The sequence below is a fragment of the Streptomyces xingningensis genome (assembly GCF_054957865.1).
Window position 1 is genome coordinate 24551 of sequence record NZ_JBDJPF010000038.1, and the last position, 19049, is coordinate 43599.

Here is a 19049-nt window from a genome sequence, read left to right on the forward strand (position 1 = left end):
GGGTGTGCCGGGCGCTCAGGTGTTCAGCGATGCGCGGAACGCGCCGGGGGACAGGCCCGCGCGGAGGTGGAAGAACTTCGAGAAGTTGGCGGCGTCGTCGAAGCCGAGCCGCTCACCGATCCGGGCCGCCGGCAGCCCGCTGTGTGCCAGCAGGCGCTTGGCCTCCAGCAACACCCGCCGGTCGAGGAACTCCTTGGCCCCCACCCCGGCGGCGGCCAGCGTCGCCCGCGAGAGGGTGCGCGGCGAATAGCCCAGCGCCCGGGCGTAGTCGGTGACGCGGTGGCTGACGGCGAAGTCGCGCTCGACGGCGGCCCGGAAGCGCAGGAACGCCTCCGGCGGAGCCGGGACGCTGCTGCCCACCGGCGTGGTGAGGTGCGCCAGGCGCAGCACCAGCACGGACAGCAGGTGCCGCAGGACGTCCGAGTGGACCTCGGGGGGCAGGCGTCTGCCGGTACGGAAGTCCGTCGCCAGGTGCCGCACGGCGCGGAAGACCGCTTCGCGGTCCGCGCCGGCCGGCTGCCGGAGCACCGGGCGGAAGGGGTCGTCGGCCGTCGCCGCGACGGCCGTGCCGGGCGGCAGGAAGCCGGGCTGGACGAGGATCACGGTGCCCTCGATCGCGGACGCGTCACCGAATTGCTGGACCTGGCCGGGGCGCACCCACAGCACCGAGCCCTCGGTCAGCCAGTAGCCGGTGAAGTCGACGGTGTGCGCGGTGGCGCCGGAGCCGACGGCGACGATCTGGTGGAAGTCCAGCCGCTGGGGCCGGGGCAGCAGCCCCTCGGGCGCCCGGGCGCGCAGCTGCGCGACGGTCATCACCTCCAGGCCCGTCGGGGTGCCGGGCGGGGGCTGGTAGGTGAGCTCGACGATCTCTGAGTGTCGGTTTTTCACCATGGCTGGTCGCCAGGGTACCTGGATCGGGCGGTGCGGCGTGCTTAGCGTGGACGTCATGCACAACAGTTGTTCTATGGGCAACCATTTTTGGTGAGTGATGTGGTGAGTGGGATGGATGACATGGCAGGAGCGCCGCACGGGCATCGGGTCACCTATGCGTTCGACGCGTACTGCGGCTGGTGCTACGGCTTTGGCCCGACGGTGCGTGAATTCGCTCGGGCGAATGCGGACCGGCTGGAGCTGAGGGTGCTCGGCGGTGGGCTGTTCACCGGGGCTGCGGTGAAGCCGGTCTCGGCCTATCCCGCTATCCGCGAGTCGGACGCGCGCATCGCGGAGCTGACCGGCGCGGTCTTCGGCACCGGGTACGCCGCGGCGTTGGCCGGGGGTACGACCGTGCTGGACTCGGCCGACGCGGCGACGGCGCTGGTCGCGCTGAGCCGGCAGGCGCCCGGGCGGGCACTGGAGTTCGCGGGGGCGCTGCAGCGGGCCTGGTACGGGGACGGGCTGAGCCTGTCCGACCCGGCCACGCTGCGGAAGGTGGCCGGGGGCCTCGGGGTGGACGCCGACGCGGCGGTTGCCGGGTACCTGGACCCGGACAGCCGCCGGGAGGCGCTGGAGGGCTTTCGCGAGGTGCGCCGACTGGGCGTCGACAGCTTCCCGACTTTGCTACTGCATACACCAGATGGCGGGGTGCGCCGACTGGGCGGCCCGCTGGCCTCTGCGCGGGCGCTCGGCAGGGCGCTCGATGAACATGGCAGTTGACCACCAGTTTCATGAATTTCAAGATCCTCAAGGATTCCGAAGGAGACATTTCCATGGCGAAGATCGCGATCTTCGGTGCCACCGGGACCATCGGCGGCCGCATCATGCGCGAGGCACTGGGGCGCGGCCACCAGGTGACGGCGGTGGTCCGTGACCCCGCCAAGCTCACCGAGCGGCCTGCCGGCCTCACCGTCACCACCGGTGACGTCCTCGATGCCGCGTCCGTCGCGGCCGTGGCCCAGGGCCAGGACGTCGTGGTCAGCGCGGTGGGCGGGGTCGGCGGCCCCGGCCATGTCGCGACCATCCGGCCCGCGGCCGAGTCGCTGGTGACGGGCGTCCGCACGCTCGGTGCCGCGGCCCCGCGAGTGATCTCGGTCGGCGGCGCGGGCTCGCTGCGCACGCCCGACGGCAAGCAGGTCTGGGACCAGGAGGGGCTCCCCGAGTTCCTGCTCCAGATCATGCATGCGCACGGTGATGCGCTGGACTACTTCCGCACGGTGCGTGATGTGCGCTGGACCAACATCAGCCCCGCCGCGCAGATCGCGCCGGGGGAGCGTACGGGTGCGTATCGCACCGGGCTGGACGACCTGGTCGTGGGCCAGGACGGCGACAGCCGGATCTCCGCCGAGGACTATGCGGTGGCGGTCGTCGACGAGATCGAGAAGCCGGGCCATGTGGGGGAGCGGTTCGCGGTCGGGTACTGACGAGTCGGTTGGCTGTTCCCCGGTGAGCGAACCGGTGGGTAGGCTCGCTTGTCATGGAGCATGAGGTGTTCGTTCCGTTTCCCGTCGACGAGGTCCGGCGGGCCCTCGCCGACCCGGAGTGCGTCGCCCGGTGCGTTCCGGGTGTTCAACTGGACGCCGGGGGCGGGGAGAACGGTGCCGAGGGTGTCGTCGTCGGGCGGCTGCGGGTGCGGATCGGTGGTTCCACGATCACCTATCGGGGCGCCCTGCGGCTGACCGAGCGCGAGGGGCGGTACGAGCTGTCGGGTGAGGGCACGGAGGCGCGCGGCCCGGCCACGGTGACGCTCGTGCTGAGCGCGCTGGTGACGGCGGCGCCCGGCGGGACGCGCCTGGCCTGTACGGGATCGGTCGGCAGCGCGGGGCGGCTGGCCGAGTTCGACGAGAAGACCGCGCGGACGGTGGGGCGGCGGCTGCTGGACCGGTTCGCGGCGGCGCTGGCGGAGGAGCTGCGGGCCGACCTCGAGGAGGCCGTTGAGGCCGCCGAGGCGGTGCTCGATGCGGAGCCCGCGTCCTCGGCGGTGGAGGTCGAGGATGCCGTCCTCGCGGACGACGAGCCTCCGGCGGAGGCGGCGCACGCCCGGCGCACCATGATCGGGCGCAGCGCGGAGGAGGTCGACCATGCGCCGCCGCGGGGGCGGTACGCCCCCGTTCCGGCGCCGGAGACGACGACGGGGCGGGCCGCGCTGCGGTGGGCTGCGCCGGCGGCTGCGGTGGCGTTGGCGTCGGCGGTGGTGGTGGGTCGGGTGCTGCGGCGGCGGCGCTGACGTTGTGGCTGACGCGGCACCAGGAGGGGCGTGCCCTTGCGCCGTGCCGCGCCTATCGTCGGAACCGTGAGCACCCACGAGATGAAACAGCTCCGGCTGGCAGCCGGCGACGCCGAGGTCACCATCGATCCCGGCAACGGCTGCCGGATCGCCGGCCTGAAGGTCCGCGGCATCGAACTCCTGCGGCAGGGCGCCAAATACGGCGCCTTCCCCATGGTCCCCTGGTGCGGCCGAATCGATCACGGCCGCTTCCGCAACGGCGGCGAACTGCACCAGATGCCGGTCAACTCCGCACCGCACGCCATCCACGGCACCGGCCGGGATGTCGCCTGGCGTATGTATCGTGCGGACGCGACCTCGGCGGCCTTCACCTATGACCTCGCCGAGCCCTGGCCGTACCCCGGCCGGGTCACCCAGACGGCGGAGCTGACGGAGAATTCCCTTACGCTCGGGCTGGGCGTCGAGGCGACCTCCGATTCCTTCCCGGCGCAGGCCGGGTGGCATCCATGGTTCCTGCGGAACCTCGGTACGGGCGGGGATGCCGAGATCGACTTCAAGGCCGAGTGGCAGGAGCAGCGGGGGGACGACCACCTGCCGACGGGGCAGCGCATCGCCCCTCTCCCGGGCCCCTGGGACGACTGCTTCGGGATGCCCGATGGCGTGCATGTCACCCTGACCTGGCCGGGCGTTCTGGAGCTGCAGATCACCAGCCGTGCCGAGTGGGTCGTCGTCTTCGACGAGCAGGAGGAGGCGGTGTGTGTGGAGCCCCAGTCCGGGCCGCCGAACGGGCTCAACACCTTGCCGCGCCTGGTCACGCCGATTGATCCGCTGGAGATTTCCACCACCTGGACCTGGCGGTCACTGGCCTAGGGGGTTTCTGATGGATCAGTGCGGGCCACGCGGTGTCTGGTGCGGTGGATCGCAAGGCGGAGCATCACCTGCGTACTGGGCGTACTCGGGTGATGCGACAACGCGGCGAGGCGCCGTGCCAGGCGCCGCGTGGCCTGTGCTGATCCATCAGAAACCCCCTGAGGCCCCGCACCGGCCCATCGGACACGCCCTAAGCTCGTGCGTATGACCGACGCGCGTGACGCCCTGCTTCAGCAGATCAAGGACAAGGCCGTGATCCACGGCAAGGTGACCCTCTCTTCCGGCAAGGAGGCCGACTACTACATCGACCTGCGTCGGATCACCCTGGACGCGGCGGCCGCGCCGCTGGTGGGGCAGGTGATGCTGGATGCCACCGCGGATCTGGAGTACGACGCGGTGGGCGGGCTCACCCTGGGGGCCGACCCGGTCGCCACCTCGATGCTGCACGCCGCCGCCGCGCGGGGCCGCGGGCTCGACGCGTTTGTGGTCCGCAAGGCGCAGAAGACCCATGGCATGCAGCGCCGGATCGAGGGCCCGGAGATCAAGGGCCGCCGGGTGCTGGTGGTCGAGGACACCTCGACCACCGGCGGGTCGCCGCTGACCGCCGTCGAGGCGGTGCGGGAGGCCGGTGCGGAGGTCGTGGCGGTGGCGACGATCGTCGACCGCGGGGCCGCGCCGGCCATCGCGGGGGCCGGGCTGCGTTATGTGACGGGGTACTCGCTCGAGGATCTTGGACTGTCCTGACCTGGGGTTTTGAACGGGGTGTCCGAGGAGGGTGCGAGGTTTCACGTGAAACCTCGCACCCTTTCGGTCATTCGGGATCAGTCCACCGTGTGGAGCAAATCGGGGAGTCTGGGAAGATGGGTCCGACGATGAACGTCGCCTCCCAGCACCCCCGCGCACATCACAAGGAGCGGACAGATGCCCATCGCAACCCCCGATGGGAATCGCTAGACACAACATCATCTGTGTCAGTAGCGTCACGCCATGGCTACGCATCGCCGCTACCTCGGCGTACTCAGGCTCTCGCAGGACAAGGACACGTCCACCTCGATCCAAGGCCAGCGCGAGGCCATCGAGTACCACGTCAACGCCCCGCACTTCTCCGGCAACCTGATCGGGTGGGCTGAGGACACCGACGTGTCCGGTGGCCTTTCGCCCTTCAAGCGCCCCCAACTCGGCAAGTGGCTGAGCCGCCGGGCGGACGAGTTCGACGGGATCATCGCGTACAAGGTGGATCGCCTCACCCGGCGGGCGCTTCACTTCAACCAGCTTCTCGACTGGGGCCAGGAGAACGACAAGCGCGTCATCTCCGTCACCGAGGGGTATGACTCCGAGAACCCTCAGACGAAGATGGTTGCGCAGATGACGGCCGTATTCGCCGAAGCTGAACTGGACACCATCACCCAGCGGATAAAGGACGGCGTACAGAGCCGACTCGATAATCAGTCGTGGATCAGCGGAACGCCTCCCATGGGGTACGCGATCCAGGCCATTCCGGGGACCAATCGCAAGATCTTGGTACGTGACCCCGGCTACGTGAGGGTGATGGACCGCATTCTCGCGGGTCTTGCTGCTAAGAAGTCGCTCAACAAAATCGCGCTGGAACTGAACGAGGCTGGAGAGCTCACATGGAGCGACTACCGGCTGACGCTGCGCGGGCTGGAGCCTAAAGGGGCCTACTGGCAGCAAACCACCTTGGCCAACGCGGTACGCCGTCCCACCTTCGCAGGGGTCTACACCTACAAGGGTGAAGCTATCGAGGACGAGCACGGAAACCCTGTTCTCATCGCAAAGAACCCGTTCATGTCCTTCGAGGAGTGGACCGAACTTTCCATGCGGTTGGAGCCAAAGAAGCAATACTCCCCGGCGCGAATCTCGAAGCACTTTCTGACGGGTATTGCCCTACACGGTGTCTGTAAAAGCTCACTCGGGTCCACGCCGGTTAGTCAGAAGCACGGCCGTTACCACGCGTACTACCGCTGCTCGAAGCGCGCGAAGAAGGGCGCCTGCACGGCGAAGATGAACATGCGCGTATCGGAACTCGAAGGGATCTTCGAAGAAGCCTTCGACAACATCATCGGTGATCTTGAGATCATGCAGAAGGTCCCGGGGACCCGTCGCGAGCTGGAAGCGTCCCTGGGCAAAGTCGAGGCGCGCCTTACCAAGCTGGAGCACGACTACAGCGCTGGCCGGTACGACACTCCGGAAATGGAGGAGACGTATTGGCGACTTCTCAAGTCGCAGACGGCAAAGCAGGCCTCGCTCAGGGAGCAGCTTGCCGAGGCGACGGATGACACCTTCCAGGGCACCGGCAAGAAGTACCGGGAAGTCTGGGCCGAGAAGGATGCCCAGGACCGCAAAGCCTTCCTCCGGGAACACGGCGTCACCATCCGTGTGTGGCAAGACCTTGTGCCTTGGGGCAAGCACAGCGTCCAGATCGACTTCGGTGATATCGCTGGCATGGCGAAGGCCGCTGGGGTAGAGCTACATGGTCCCCTGGACAAGCTTGTCTGGTCCTACCGGTGTCCCCCGGACGACGACCAGTGGTCTCCTCAGGGCCTCTGAATGTCTGTTGGCCCCCGGCCTAGGTTCTTCCTAGGTCCGGGGGCTTTCTGCATCCCTACGCCTCCCGGCTGGCCCCCTCTCGGGGGCCTGGGTGCTTCAAGGGCCTACAAGGGGCCCTCTGAGCTTCTGCGATCGACCGGCGCTCGGGCGCCTGGGAGGCATGCAGGGCCTTTCGGTGGCCCTTGCGTCGGAGCCTGGACGGTACAGGGGCTGAAGAGGCTCCCTGGCTCCATTGCGCCTGGGCGCCATTCCCGCGTGTGCGCGTATTCCAACGCGCCGTTAGAACGGCGCTTCTTCTTTTTGCTTGGGCCGTTCCGCGACGGCCTCATAGTCATAGCCAATAGGCATAATGCTGACATAGTCAGCGCTTAGGCTGTAGAGATTCTTCTTAGCTTTATCTCTACTAATGGCGGGCTTAGGGCCCGCCTTATTAGAGCTATCAATATTAGAGCTATCAGTGCTAGCGGGGGCTGAAGGCCCCCTAGCTGAGCTAAAGCTAGAAGAGCTAGATATGTTGTATGTCGTCTGAGACATACCCTCTTCGGGGATGCTCAGCCGGTAGATGACGGGCCCGTCAGGGACCTTCCCCGTCTTGGTGAGCCATCCTGCTTCCCGTAGCTTGCTCACCAGCCGGTTGATCCTCTGCTCCGGCGTCTTCCCGCCGTAGCCCAGGTGCTGCGCTATCAGTCCATTCGATGGATAGATGTTGGTGCCTGTCTCATAGTCGCCGTAGAGCGACATGGTTACCCCGACGAGCTTTGCTTCCCTTGGCATGTCGGAGCGCAGCAATGCGCGCCGCCAAACGTGCTCTTCCATGTCTGGGTTCCCTTCCTCCCCCTGGTGGTCCTCCCCTGTGTGGATGACGTACCTGTTACTGAGGCTGAATAGTCTCAGCACTTCCTGAAGAGTGATCAGATTCACGGTGCTGGCGCTCCCTTCGGAGGGGCGAGGAGGCTCGGGGCTTCCGGCGGGTCCAGGCGGTCCTTCGCGCGTGGAGCGCCCCGGGATGCACTGGGAGGTGTCCCGGAATCCCCAAACCCGTACAGGGTCCGAGGAAGGCACCCCCGGTGGGTCCTAGCGGGGCCGGTGCGGGCATTACCCCCAGGGTGGATGCGGGAGCCCAGGCAGGCAGTCGACCCCGGCGTGCAGTGCCTCATGGCGCAGCGTGAGCGAGCCTGGGCGTCTCAGAAACCATCGTTAGTGAGACGCTGGGGCGGTCACCGGGCCGTGCCCGTTTCGCCCCCGCTTCGATGTCTCGAAACCCGTCTCAAAACATCTGTCTCTGATCTAGCTTGTGAGACGCGTTTATGAGACGTTCTGGTCATGACGACGAGGACAACCCCGGCCAGTCAGGTGGAGCGCCACGACTGCCCGAAGTGCCAAGCTCCCGCAGGAAGTCCCTGCCGTACGGCTGCGGGCAAGGTGGCTGCCAGCTACCACACGGGCCGCTTCGCCCTGGTGCCCGCGCTCAAAGCGGAGCTGACGGTGAAGACCCCGGCCGACCGCAGCCCCGGCAAGCCGTGGACGGCTTGTGAGGCTGTGCCGGAAGCGGTCGAAGCGGTGCCGGGCGCAGCGATCCGCATCGGCTACGCCCGTTGCTCAACGGTCGGGCAGGAACTCCAGTCCCAGTTGGATGCCCTGGCTGGTGCCCAGTGCACCCGTGTGTTCTCGGAGAAGATCAGTACCCGTGTGAAGGAGCGGCCGGAGCTGGACAAGGCGCTCACGCTGGCACGGGAGATCAAGACGGCTGCCCCCGGCCAGCCGGTCATCTTGACCGTGGTGGAGATGAAGCGCCTTGCTCGCAGCGCGGCGGAGCTCATGACGCTGTCGTCCACCCTCCAGGCGGACGGCATTCAACTGGAACTCTTGTCCGGCCCCCTTCAGGGTGTCTACGACCCGAACGGTGCAGGGGCAATCGTGTTCGCCGTGCTGGCTGTCTCCGCTGAGGTGGAGCGGGAGGGCATACGGGAGAAGACGTTGGAGGGGCTGGAGGCTGCGGCCCGCAAGGGCAATCACGGCGGACGGCCGACCGTGATGGATGCCGACAAGCTTGCCGTGGCCCATGCCCGGCATGCGAAGGGAGAGAGCGTCACGGCCATCGCTAAGGCCCTTGGAGTGTCCCGCGCGACGCTGTACCGGGCGTTGAGTGACGCGGCGGGGTGATTGCCGCCTGCGCTCATGAGAGCGCCGCAGGAAGGCGCACAGAAGCATCGCAGGCACAGACGGCGCCGCCCGTGTACGGGTCACAGGCCCCAAGGTTGCCTACCTCGCTGCGAGTGCCCTGTTCAAGGCGTCGCGGTGTTCCCAGGTCCATGGGGCGTCTTGTAGCTCCTCTGGTAGCCCCGCGAGTCCCGCTGTGATGTGGTCCACGGCATCCGAATACCGGGCCAGCCCTAGGTTCGCCAGGCCCATGTTCAAGCGGTTGAACTCGGGCGTCAGCCAATAGGCAGTCTCCGGGGGCGGCAGTGCAGCGGCAGCGTCTGTCAGCCCCTCCGCGTTCTCGACCATGCGCAGAGCGTCGTCTCTCGCCCCTAGTTCCGCGAGACCTGCCGCCGCTTGGAGCATGTCCCCGAGGCGCTGAGCGGGGTGCGCACCGGGTGTGTGTGCGGCAGCGGAGTACCAGCGTGCAACCCCCTGTGGGCGTCCCTGCTGTCGCGCCAGGTACCCCTTGAAGTTGAGCGCCTGTGCGGCGAGCGTGCCGTTGCCCACCTCATCGGCCAGCTCAACGGCATCGTTGAGTAGTTGAACCGCCTTGGCGTCCTGCCGCTCCTGGGCAAGCAGCCATCCACCAAACTGGGAGAACTCCGAAGCGACTTCCGCGAGCCGGTCGCGATGGGGTCCACGGGCTCCCTTGAGGAGACGGGTTATCTCCTTCATCTGTGCCATGGTCGCCGGAATCACGGATTGAGGCTTGGCTGTGTCGTCCAATCGCCGGTAAGCGGCAAGAACTCCCCCCAGCGCGTCTACAGTGCCCGCGTCGAGCCGGGATGGGTTGGCGATGCTGCGGGCCACGCGGGAATGGTCGTCGGCGGCGAGAACGGTCCCGGCCAGAGCGCCGCCAGTCCCGAGAAGGTCATCGAGCGCCTTGGCCAGTTTTGGTGACGGCCGCTGCTTCCCGTTGAGCACTCGAGAGAGATACGCGAGGTCGTAGTGGATTGCCTGTGCGGCTGCCCTCATCGAATAGCCGCCGTCTCGTAGGGCGCGACGGGCAAGGTCGGCGAAGTCGTCGTCACGCATCGTGAACCTCTGTGGGGTTGACCGGCTGTACCCCACTGTAGTCAATACAGGTCAACTCCCCTGTGAGCTAGGGGCAGATCAAGCATGGCTGCCATGACCGAACCCACGCGACACAGCACCGCACTGGTTGATCTGCCGTTGTGCCTGGAACTGGAACGGACCTGCACCGGAGGGAGCGAAAGGAGCGCCACCCGGTGCAGCGTGCACCCTGCCACTCTGCCCGGACAGCGTGCGACCGCAGTCACGGAGGGGCGGGAGCGCCGGATGTTCCAGATCGGCCACTACATCGTGGAAACGCACCCGATCCACTGGTCGTCATGCTGACGCCCCGACCGTCCCCGCCGGTCATCTCGTTGCCGCTGTCGTCCGCCGTCGGCTCCATCCACTACGTGGACTGCACCACCTGCGTCAGCTTGCTCAGGGCGCGGAGCAGATACCGGGAACTTGGCGACGAGACCGGGGTGCAGAAGATCAACGGCGACTTGGAAGCCCACTGCGCCAAGCGCCATGTGCAGGCGCGGGAGTGGTGAGATGCCGAGCCTGCGAGCGGTACCGGGACGTCGTCAACGCCGCCATCGGGCGCCTTCAGTGGGCCCGGGTCGAGGGTTGGCCCGACACGGTCAAAGAGGCCGAAGAGCAGTTGGCCGATTACCGGGCCAGGTGGCGCAGGCAACGCGTCATCTGCGGGTGTCCCGAGTGATCCAGCGGGTGGCCTGGCTGGACATCGCAGAGGGCGTGTTGCTCGTCGGCTGCCTGGCGGTGTCCCTCGGTGCCGTCGTCTGGCTCGCCGTCCACGGCGGTCCGAGCCGCTTCTAGACCCCCGACGGGTAGCGCCACGATGGCTGACGAGCTGTTGTCGCGTCCGTCCGCCCCTTCACTGGGGTGCCGCGTAAGCGGTGAGGGGCAAGGCCCCGGTCGGCATCGGTTCTCCGAGGGCTGGCCGGGGCCCGCGTATGGGACAGGGCCCCCGACAAGATCACTACGAGATTCCCGGCGTGGGCGAGGCTTCCCGCTGTCGCATACGCGGCCCGGGGTGGGAGGTGTGCGATTGCATGGCAATGTCCGTGTTCGAGCGCGGGCGGTAGCCTGGGGCTGACGTAGGACGGCCGAACAGCCACGGCACAGTGGCTCTGCCCAGGCCCTGAACCAGCGCATGAGAGGATTGTGTCTTGGCTATCGCAACCCCCGAGGTCTACAACGAGATGCTCGACCGGGCGAAGGCAGGCAAGTTCGCCTACCCGGCCATCAATGTGACCTCGACGCAGACTCTGCACGCCGCGCTGCGCGGCTTCGCCGAGGCGGAGAGCGACGGCATCATCCAGATCTCCACCGGTGGTGCGGAGTTCCTGGGCGGTCAGTACAGCAAGGACATGGTCTCGGGCGCGGTGGCGCTCGCCGAGTTCGCGCATGTCGTCGCCAGGAAGTACCCGGTGAACATCGCGCTGCACACCGACCACTGCCCCAAGGACAAGCTCGACGGGTATGTCCGTCCGCTGCTCGCGATCTCCCAGGAGCGGGTGGCCGCCGGGCAGAACCCGCTGTTCCAGTCGCATATGTGGGACGGCTCCGCCGAGAAGCTCGACGAGAACCTCGCGATCGCCAAGGAGTTGCTCGCCGAGGCCGTCAAGGCGAAGATCATCCTCGAGGTCGAGATCACCCCGACCGGTGGCGAGGAGGACGGCGTCTCGCACGAGATCAACGACTCGCTGTACACGACGGTCGCGGATGTGGAGAGGACCGCCGAGGCGCTGGGCCTGGGCGAGAAGGGCCGCTATCTGCTGGCCGCCTCCTTCGGCAATGTCCACGGCGTCTACAAGCCGGGCAATGTGGTGCTGAAGCCGGAGCTGCTGCGTGAGCTGCAGGACGGCATCGCCGCCCGGCACGGCAAGCAGGACCCCTTCGACTTCGTCTTCCACGGCGGCTCCGGCTCCACGGAGGAGGAGATCCGCACCGCGCTGGAGAACGGCGTGGTGAAGATGAACCTGGACACGGACACCCAGTACGCCTTCACCCGCCCGGTCGCGGACCACATGTTCCGCAACTACGACGGCGTGCTGAAGGTCGACGGCGAGGTCGGCGACAAGAAGACCTACGACCCGCGCAGCTGGGGCAAGCTGGCCGAAGCGGGCATGGCCGCGCGGGTCACCAAGGCATGCGCCGACCTGCGCGCCACGGGCACCAAGCTGAAGTAGGGGCTGCACTCGGGGGAGGGGCCCGGCGCTTTGCCGGGTCCCTTTCGTATGGCCGGGCCGGGGTTCGCGAGGGATGATCCGGTCATGAGCGAGGTGCGTCTTGGTACGGCCGTGGGGCGCTATGTGCTGCTGACGGCCGTACTCGGCTCGGGCATGGCCATGCTGGACAGTACCGTCGTCAATGTCGCGCTGCCGCACATCGGCCGGGATCTGGGCGCCGGCCTGGGCGTTCTGCAGTGGACCGTCAATGCCTACATGCTCACCCTCGCCGGGCTGATCCTGCTGGGCGGTGCGCTGGGCGACCGGTTCGGGCGGCGGCGGGTGTTCGTCATCGGCGTGGTGTGGTTCGCGCTCGCCTCGCTGCTGTGCGGGGTGGCGCCGAGCGCCGAGGTGCTGATCATGGCGCGGGCGCTGCAGGGCATCGGCGGGGCGCTGCTCACCCCCGGCTCGCTGGCGCTGATCCAGTCGGTGTTCCATCCGGACGACCGGGCCGCCGCGGTGGGCGCCTGGTCGGGGCTGGGCGGAGTGGCCTCGGCGGTCGGTCCGTTCGTGGGCGGCTGGCTGGTGGACGGGCCGGGCTGGCGCTGGGTGTTCCTGATCAACCTGCCGGTGGCGGCGGTGTGTGTGCCGGTGGCGCTGCGGCATGTGCCGGAGACCAGGGATCCCTCGGCGCACGGCCGGTTCGATGCGCTGGGCGCTGCCTTGGGCGCGCTGGCGCTGGGGCTGGTGACCTATCCGCTGATCGCCGCCCCGGAGGAGGGCGCGTCGGCGGTGGTGATCGGTACCGGAGTCGGCGGGGTGCTGGTGGGGGTGTTGTTTGTGGAGGTGGAGCGGCGGCGGGCCGATCCGATGCTGCCGCTCGGGATCTTCTCGGTCCGGATGTTCTCGGCGATCAACGCGGTCACGGTGTTCGTGTACGCCGCCTTCAGCGGCTTCTTCTTCCTGTCGGTGCTCCAGCTGCAGATCGTGGTCGGCTGGTCCGCGCTGGTGGCGGGGACCGCGCTGCTGCCGACGACGGTGCTGATGCTGCTGCTGTCCGCCCGCTCCGGGCGGATCGGGGAGCTCATCGGGCCGCGCATCCCGCTGACGGTGGGTCCGCTGCTGTGCGCGGTGGGGATGCTGCTGATGGCCCGGGTGGCGGCGGGGGCGGAGTACTGGCGCGATGTGCTGCCCGCGCTGGTGGTGCTGGGAATGGGGATGGTGATGCTGGTCGCGCCGCTGACGGCGACGGTACTGGCGTCGGTGGACGTGGCGCGGGCCGGGATCGCGAGCGGCATCAACAACGCGGCCGCGCGGGCGGCGGGGCTGGTGGCGGTGGCGGCGCTGCCACTGGCCGCGGGGATGTCGGCGGCGGCATACCGGGATCCGGCCGCGTTCGGGCCGGCCTTCCGCCGGGCGATGGTGATCTGTGCGGGGGCGCTGGTGGTGGGGGCGCTGCTGGCCTGGGGTACGGTCCGCGCACCCCGGCGGCGGGCCGGCCGGCCGGAGGGCGAGTACCGGTGTGGTGCGGTGTCCCCGGGGGACATGTAGCCGCGGACGCCGACGGGCCGGTGCGGCCGGAGAACACCCCGCGCCCATCCGGACCGAGCCGGCGCAGCGTTACGGTGGAACCCATGTCCATTCACGAGAACCTGCTCGGGGGCCCGCCCCCGACCCAGCTGCCCGACGACCCCGAGCCGCGCGAGCTGCTCGCCTCCGGAGCGGCCCCCGCCGAGGTGGCCGCCAAGTACCCGGCGTCCTCGCTCGCCTGGGCCCAGCTCGCCGACGACGCGTTCGAGGGCGGCCGGGTCGTCGAGTCATACGCCTACGCCCGTACCGGATACCACCGCGGCCTTGACGCGCTGCGCCGCAGTGGCTGGAAGGGCCATGGCCCGGTGCCCTGGGAGCATGAGCCCAACCGTGGCTTCCTGCGTGCCCTGCATGCTCTCGCGCGGGCCGCGCAGGCGATCGGTGAGCAGGAGGAGTACGAGCGTTGCTCGACGTTCCTGCGGGACAGTTCCCCGACGGCGGCGAGCACCCTGGGCTGACCCGGGCCGTGGGCCGAACGTGCCGCCGGGTGCGGCACGTTCCGGCCGGGCGACCCCTTGCCGTGAGCGCTCCGGGCACGGAGGATCGCCGCAACAACCCGGCGATCCCGGGTGCATTGGCAGGGGAGACGACATGACTTCCGAACCAGCGGGCAAAGCCCCGAACCTGGACTTCAGCGGTACGACCCCGTATGAGGACTATGTCCGGGCATCCGTGCTCAGCAGACTCCAACGACCGCTCTCCGACGACCCGGGCGAGATGGTCTTCCTCGTCACCACCCAGGTCATGGAGCTGTGGTTCACGGTCCTGGTGCATGAATGGGAGACCGCCGCGCGGGCGCTGCGCGGCGATGACCTGCCGGCCGTGATGGCCGCGCTCAAGCGCTCCGGCTATGAACTCGAGTCGCTCAACGCGTCCTGGAAACCGCTGGCGCACCTGACCCCAAGTCAGTTCAACGGCTACCGCTCCGCGCTCGGCGAGGCATCCGGCTTCCAGTCGGCGATGTACCGGCGGCTGGAGTTCCTGCTCGGCGACAAGTCCCCGTCCATGCTGGTCCCTTACCGGGGCGCGCCGAGCATGCACGCCGAGCTGGAGAAGGCGCTGCACGAGCCGAGCCTGTACGACGAGGTGCTGGGCTGGCTGGCGCGCCGCGGCCATGCGATACCCGAGTCGGTGCGCGACCGGGACGTCTCCGAGCGGCACACGCCCGACCCGGCGGTCGAGGACGTGTGGCGGCGCATCTACGCGGGCGACCAGAACAGTGCGGAGTGCCGGCTGGGCGAGGCCCTGACCGAGGTCGCCGAGCTGGTCTGGCGCTGGCGCAACGACCATCTGGTGGCCACCCGCAGGGCGATGGGGGCGAAGGCGGGCACCGGCGGTTCCTCGGGGGTGGCCTGGCTGGAGAAGCGGGCGGCGAAGAGCGTGTTCCCCGAGCTGTGGACGGCGCGCAGCCATGTCTGACCTGGCCGGTGCGGCGGCCGCGCTGGACGCGGCCGATGGGCTGCGGGCCAAGCGCGCCGAGTTTGTGCTGGCCGATGACACCGTCTACCTCGACGGCAACTCGCTCGGCGTTCCGCCGCGCGCGGTCGCCCCGCGGCTGGCCGAGGTCATCGGGAGCGAGTGGGGGCGGCTGGGCATCCGCTGCTGGGGCGAGTCGGGCTGGTGGACCGCGCCGGAGCGGATCGGCGACCGGATCGGGCGGCTGGTCGGGGCCGCGCCGGGGCAGCTGGTGGTCGGCGACTCCACAAGCGTCAATGTCTTCAAGGCCGTTGTGGCGGCGGTGCGGCTCGCGGCCGACGGGCACCGCGATGAGATCCTGGTCGACGAGGCGACCTTTCCCAGCGACGGCTATCTCGCCGAGTCCGCGGCCCGGCTGACCGGCTGCCGGGTGCGGACGGTCGGGGCCGGTGCGCTGGCCGGCGCGGCCGGGCCCCGTACCGCCGTCGCGCTCGTCAACCATGTCGACTACCGCACCGGCCGGCTGCACGACCTGCCCGGTACCACGGCGGCCGTGCATGCGGCCGGCGCGCGGGTGGTGTGGGACCTGTGCCACAGCGCGGGAGCGCTGCCCGTCGCGCTGGACGCGCACGGGGTCGATCTGGCGGTGGGGTGCACCTACAAGTACCTGAACGGCGGGCCCGGTTCACCCGCCTTTCTCTATGTGCGCCGCGAGCTGCAGTCCCGTTTCGACTCCCCGCTGCCGGGGTGGAACTCGCACGCCGACCCCTTTGGCATGGCGCCGCGCTACGCCCCCGCCGACGGCGCGGCGCGCGGCCGGGTCGGCACCCCCGAGATCCTCTCCCTGCTGGCACTGGACGCGGCGCTCGACGTATGGGAGGGCGTCGACCTGGTGGCCGTACGGACCAAGAGCCTGGCACTCACCGACTTCTTCCTGCGCTGCGTCGCGGAGTATGTGCCGCCCGGGAGGGTGGAGTTGCTGACCCCGGTGGCGCACGGGGAGCGCGGCAGCCAGGTGTCGCTGCGCTGCGAGGCGGCCGGTGCGGCGGCGGCGGAGCTGGTCCGGCGTGGGGTGGTGGGCGACTTCCGGCCGCCGGATGCGCTGCGGTTCGGCCTGACGCCGCTCTATACGGGCTTCGCCGAGGTGGAGCGGGCGGTGCGGGTGCTGGGGGAGGTGCTGTGACCTCGGCCGAGGAGAGCGCGCTGTTCGGTCTGGCGCGGGTGGCGCCGGACGAGACCATGGCATATGGGGCGCACCCCAGCCAAGTGGTCGATTTTTATGCGGCATTGGGGGAGCCGTCCGGGCTGGGGGTGACGCTGCTGCACGGCGGGTTCTGGCGGGAGGCATACGACCGGCACCATCTCTCGCCGCTGGCCCGGGCGTTGGCGGAGCAGGGGCATGAGGTCGCCCTGGCCGAGTACCGGCGGGTCGGCGGGGGTGGCGGCTGGCCCATGACCTTTCACGATGTCCGGCGGGCGGCCGCCGTCGCCCGGCGTGGCGCACATCGGCAGGTCCTCGTCGGGCACTCGGCCGGTGGCCACCTCGCGCTGCTGGCGGCAGCGGCCGAGGTGCCCGGGGTGGACGCGGTGGTGGCCGTGGCGCCGGTCGCGGATCTCGAGTGGGCCGCGGAGCTGGGCCTGGGCGGGGGCGCGGTGCGGGAGCTGCTCGGTGGCGAGAACGGCCGCGCGGCGGATCCGATGTGGATGCTGTCGCTGGGGATGCCGGTCGTGCTGCTGCACGGGGCGGTGGATCCGGAAGTGCCGGCGGAGCTGTCCCGGCGGTACGCGGCGTTCGCGGGGGTTCCGCTGCGGGTGCTGGACGGAGTGGGGCACTATGCGGCCGTCACACCGGGGACGGCCGCGTTCGCGGCCCTGCGGTCGGCGATCTCGTCGGTCGGCGCAGAGATCGGAGGCGCGTAGTACTTGCGGCGGACCCCCGCGGATCCACTTCGCCGGGGACGCCCCGGCCATGCGTTCTGTTTACCGTTGAACGCGTGACCACGACCCATGAGACGACCACCATCCGCAGCGAGCTGCGCATGGTGAAGAGCGCCCTCGACGGCATCCACAAGGATCTGTTCGCCGACGCCTTCGCCTTCCGGCCGCTGCCGCCGCTCGCCGAGGAACACCGGCTCGTCCGCCTGGCGCCGGGGCGGCTGGGCCGGTACACCCGCTGGCTCCCGCACACGGCGGTCGTGGGCCTCACCCTGCCGGCGATGCTGCAGACCCTCGCCTACAGCCACAGCCCGCTGACCGCGATGCTCATCGGGGCTCCCCTGCTGACCACCCTGCTGCGCCCGGTCGGCGCCTGGTGGCTGTCCGTCGCGGCGATGTTGCTCTCGGCCGCCGTCGGGCCGGGGGCGCGGTTCGCTATGGCCGGCCATGTCGCGGTGATGGTGCTCGTCGCCATGCGGACCCGGCCGCGCATCGCCGCCGAGATGTGGCTGCTGACCGGCGCGCTCTGGATCTTCCTGACCGTGTTCAACCCGCTGGGCGGCTACTTCACCGGTTTCTTCGAGCTGTACGCCCTCTCCGGCGTGCTGCTCTTCGCCGTCCTCGCCGTGCGCGGCATGCGCGAGTCCCGGCAGCAGGTCGCCGCCCAGCAGGCGGTCACCCGGGTCGAGCGCACCCGGCGGACCGTGCTCGAGGAGCGCACCACCATCGCCCGCGAGCTGCACGATGTCGTCGCGCACCATATGTCGGTGGTCGCCATCCAGGCCGAGGCCGCCCCGTACCGCGTGGAGCAGACCCCGCCCGAGCTGGCCGCCGCCTTTGTCACCATCCGGGAGAACGCCGTCGCCGCCCTGACCGAGCTGCGCCGGGTGCTGGGCGTCATCCGCTCCGAGGACCCCGATGCCTTCGACCCGGAGGCGCCCCAGCCCACGCTCGCCACCCTGGACGGGCTGCTCGCCAATGTCCGCGAGGCGGGCCTGGCCGTCGAACACATCACCACCGGGTCCGTACGGCCGCTGCCGCAGGGCGTCGAGCTGTCCGCCTACCGGATCGTCCAGGAGGCGCTGAGCAATGTGCTGCGGCATGCGCCCGGCGCCGCGGCCCGGGTCGAGATCAGCCATGTGCCCGTCGGGCTCGGCCTGCGCATCGTCAATGGTCCGCCTGACCGGCTGGCCAAGCCCTCGCCGGGCGCGGGGCACGGGGTGCTCGGCATGCGGGAGCGCGTCGCCATGCTCGGCGGCGAACTGACGGCCCGGGCCACCGACGACGGCGGCTATGAGGTCGCCGCGTTCCTGCCGGTGGCCGTGGCCGCGGAGGCCGCCGCGTGAACCCGGTCAAGGTACTGATCGTCGACGACCAGATGATGGTCCGCGAGGGCTTCTCCGTCCTGCTGAACGCCCAGCCCGACATCGAGGTCATCGGCGAGGCCGTGGACGGCCGCCAGGCCGTCGCACAGGTCGCGGCGCTGCGCCCCGATGTGGTGCTGATGGACATCCGGATGCCCGAGCTCAACGGCCTGGAGGCGACCCGGGAGATCGTCGCCGCCGACCCGGACGCCAAGGTGCTGGTGCTGACCACCTTCGACCTGGACGAGTACGTCTACCAGGCGCTGCGGGCCGGGGCCGGCGGCTTCCTGCTCAAGGACGCCTCGGCCGGCCAACTCGCCGAAGGCGTACGGGTGGTGGCCTCCGGCGAGGCACTGCTCGCGCCGACCGTGACCAGGCGGCTCATCCAGGAGTTCTCCCGCCTCGGCACGCCCCGGGCGCCCACCCGGGAGCGGGTGGGCGAGCTCACCGGGCGGGAGACGGAGGTGCTGGTGCTGGTCGCCCAGGGGCTGTCCAACTCGGAGATCGCCGAGCACCTGGTGGTTGCCGAGTCCACGGTCAAGACGCATGTCAGCCGGATCCTGGTGAAGCTGGGGCTGCGCGACCGCACCCAGGCCGCGGTCTTCGCCTATGAGGTGGGACTGATCACACCCGGCGGGTGACCGGCCCCGGCTGCCTCCGGGCAGTGGCCGCCCGCTTCCCGGACCCGGACCGGCTGGATGTGACCCGGGTCGGCAACCCCGGCTCCGGCCGGACACC

Annotated in this window: 20 protein-coding genes; 17 read left to right on the forward strand and 3 right to left on the reverse strand. The window is 69.6% G+C overall.

Translation table 11 applies throughout. From position 1 onward, the window contains the following. Positions 1–15: 15 nt before the first annotated feature. Positions 16–891 (reverse strand): AraC family transcriptional regulator, encoded by an 876-nt coding sequence (locus ABCR83_RS20195; protein ID WP_462696486.1) that lies wholly within the window; start codon positions 889–891, stop codon positions 16–18. A gap of 120 nt (positions 892–1011) precedes the next feature. Between ABCR83_RS20195 and ABCR83_RS20200 the strand changes: the two genes are divergently transcribed. The 6 genes from ABCR83_RS20200 to ABCR83_RS20225 all read left to right on the forward strand — a co-directional run bounded on the left by ABCR83_RS20200 (position 1012) and on the right by ABCR83_RS20225 (position 6598). Next, positions 1012–1653 carry a DsbA family protein gene (locus ABCR83_RS20200; RefSeq protein ID WP_462696487.1) on the forward strand — a complete coding sequence of 214 codons (642 nt, stop codon included), beginning with the start codon at positions 1012–1014 and terminating at the stop codon, positions 1651–1653. Positions 1654–1706: 53 nt separating this feature from the next. After that, positions 1707–2357, forward strand: a complete 651-nt coding sequence (locus ABCR83_RS20205; RefSeq protein WP_462696488.1) for an NAD(P)-dependent oxidoreductase — start codon at positions 1707–1709, stop codon at positions 2355–2357. Positions 2358–2410: 53 nt separating this feature from the next. After that, complete coding sequence (locus tag ABCR83_RS20210; RefSeq protein ID WP_462696489.1) at positions 2411–3160, forward strand: SRPBCC family protein; 750 nt, start codon at positions 2411–2413, stop codon at positions 3158–3160. An 81-nt stretch (positions 3161–3241) separates the two neighbouring features. Further along, complete coding sequence (locus ABCR83_RS20215; RefSeq protein WP_462696525.1) at positions 3242–4030, forward strand: aldose epimerase family protein; 789 nt, start codon at positions 3242–3244, stop codon at positions 4028–4030. A gap of 204 nt (positions 4031–4234) precedes the next feature. Then, the gene (gene pyrE, locus ABCR83_RS20220) at positions 4235–4774 is read left to right on the forward strand and encodes an orotate phosphoribosyltransferase (protein WP_462696490.1); all 540 of its coding nucleotides are present in this window, start codon (positions 4235–4237) and stop codon (positions 4772–4774) included. 243 nt (positions 4775–5017) lie between these two features. Beyond that, on the forward strand, positions 5018–6598 hold the full coding sequence (locus tag ABCR83_RS20225; RefSeq protein WP_462696491.1) for a recombinase family protein: 1581 nt from the start codon (positions 5018–5020) through the stop codon (positions 6596–6598). Between the two features lie 279 nt (positions 6599–6877). Here the strand turns inward: ABCR83_RS20225 and ABCR83_RS20230 are convergent, their stop codons facing one another. After that, entirely contained in the window at positions 6878–7519 is a 642-nt protein-coding gene (locus ABCR83_RS20230; protein WP_462696492.1) for a hypothetical protein, read from the reverse strand. Between the two features lie 402 nt (positions 7520–7921). Between ABCR83_RS20230 and ABCR83_RS20235 the strand changes: the two genes are divergently transcribed. Continuing rightward, complete coding sequence (locus ABCR83_RS20235; RefSeq protein WP_462696493.1) at positions 7922–8761, forward strand: recombinase family protein; 840 nt, start codon at positions 7922–7924, stop codon at positions 8759–8761. Between the two features lie 99 nt (positions 8762–8860). On the opposite strand, the gene ABCR83_RS20240 is transcribed toward ABCR83_RS20235, so the two are convergent. After that, on the reverse strand, positions 8861–9835 hold the full coding sequence (locus tag ABCR83_RS20240) for a helix-turn-helix domain-containing protein (protein ID WP_462696494.1): 975 nt from the start codon (positions 9833–9835) through the stop codon (positions 8861–8863). Positions 9836–10152: 317 nt separating this feature from the next. On the opposite strand from ABCR83_RS20240, the gene ABCR83_RS20245 reads away from it, so the two are divergent. The 10 genes from ABCR83_RS20245 to ABCR83_RS20290 all read left to right on the forward strand — a co-directional run bounded on the left by ABCR83_RS20245 (position 10153) and on the right by ABCR83_RS20290 (position 18952). Continuing rightward, positions 10153–10365, forward strand: a complete 213-nt coding sequence (locus ABCR83_RS20245; protein WP_462696495.1) for a hypothetical protein — start codon at positions 10153–10155, stop codon at positions 10363–10365. Positions 10366–10522: 157 nt separating this feature from the next. Beyond that, positions 10523–10651: a hypothetical protein gene (locus ABCR83_RS20250; protein ID WP_462696496.1), complete on the forward strand. Its 129-nt coding sequence runs from the start codon at positions 10523–10525 to the stop codon at positions 10649–10651. Positions 10652–11004: 353 nt separating this feature from the next. Further along, positions 11005–12027, forward strand: a complete 1023-nt coding sequence (fbaA, locus tag ABCR83_RS20255) for a class II fructose-bisphosphate aldolase (protein WP_462696497.1) — start codon at positions 11005–11007, stop codon at positions 12025–12027. Positions 12028–12111: 84 nt separating this feature from the next. Next, positions 12112–13557: an MFS transporter gene (locus ABCR83_RS20260; RefSeq protein ID WP_462696498.1), complete on the forward strand. Its 1446-nt coding sequence runs from the start codon at positions 12112–12114 to the stop codon at positions 13555–13557. A gap of 83 nt (positions 13558–13640) precedes the next feature. Next, on the forward strand, positions 13641–14054 hold the full coding sequence (locus ABCR83_RS20265) for a DUF3151 domain-containing protein (protein ID WP_462696499.1): 414 nt from the start codon (positions 13641–13643) through the stop codon (positions 14052–14054). A 133-nt stretch (positions 14055–14187) separates the two neighbouring features. After that, on the forward strand, positions 14188–15015 hold the full coding sequence (locus ABCR83_RS20270) for a tryptophan 2,3-dioxygenase family protein (protein ID WP_462696500.1): 828 nt from the start codon (positions 14188–14190) through the stop codon (positions 15013–15015). Then, a complete protein-coding gene (gene kynU / locus ABCR83_RS20275) occupies positions 15008–16195 on the forward strand; it encodes a kynureninase (RefSeq protein WP_462696501.1) in 1188 nt (395 codons plus the stop codon). Before ABCR83_RS20270 ends, kynU begins: the two co-directional genes overlap by 8 nt. Continuing rightward, a complete protein-coding gene (locus ABCR83_RS20280) occupies positions 16192–16932 on the forward strand; it encodes an alpha/beta fold hydrolase (RefSeq protein WP_462696502.1) in 741 nt (246 codons plus the stop codon). The genes kynU and ABCR83_RS20280 overlap by 4 nt, the downstream gene beginning before the upstream one ends. Before the next feature lie 119 nt (positions 16933–17051). Beyond that, the gene (locus tag ABCR83_RS20285; protein ID WP_462696526.1) at positions 17052–18293 is read left to right on the forward strand and encodes a sensor histidine kinase; all 1242 of its coding nucleotides are present in this window, start codon (positions 17052–17054) and stop codon (positions 18291–18293) included. Beyond that, entirely contained in the window at positions 18290–18952 is a 663-nt protein-coding gene (locus ABCR83_RS20290; protein ID WP_462696503.1) for a response regulator, read from the forward strand. Before ABCR83_RS20285 ends, ABCR83_RS20290 begins: the two co-directional genes overlap by 4 nt. The last annotated feature ends 97 nt before the right edge of the window (positions 18953–19049 follow it).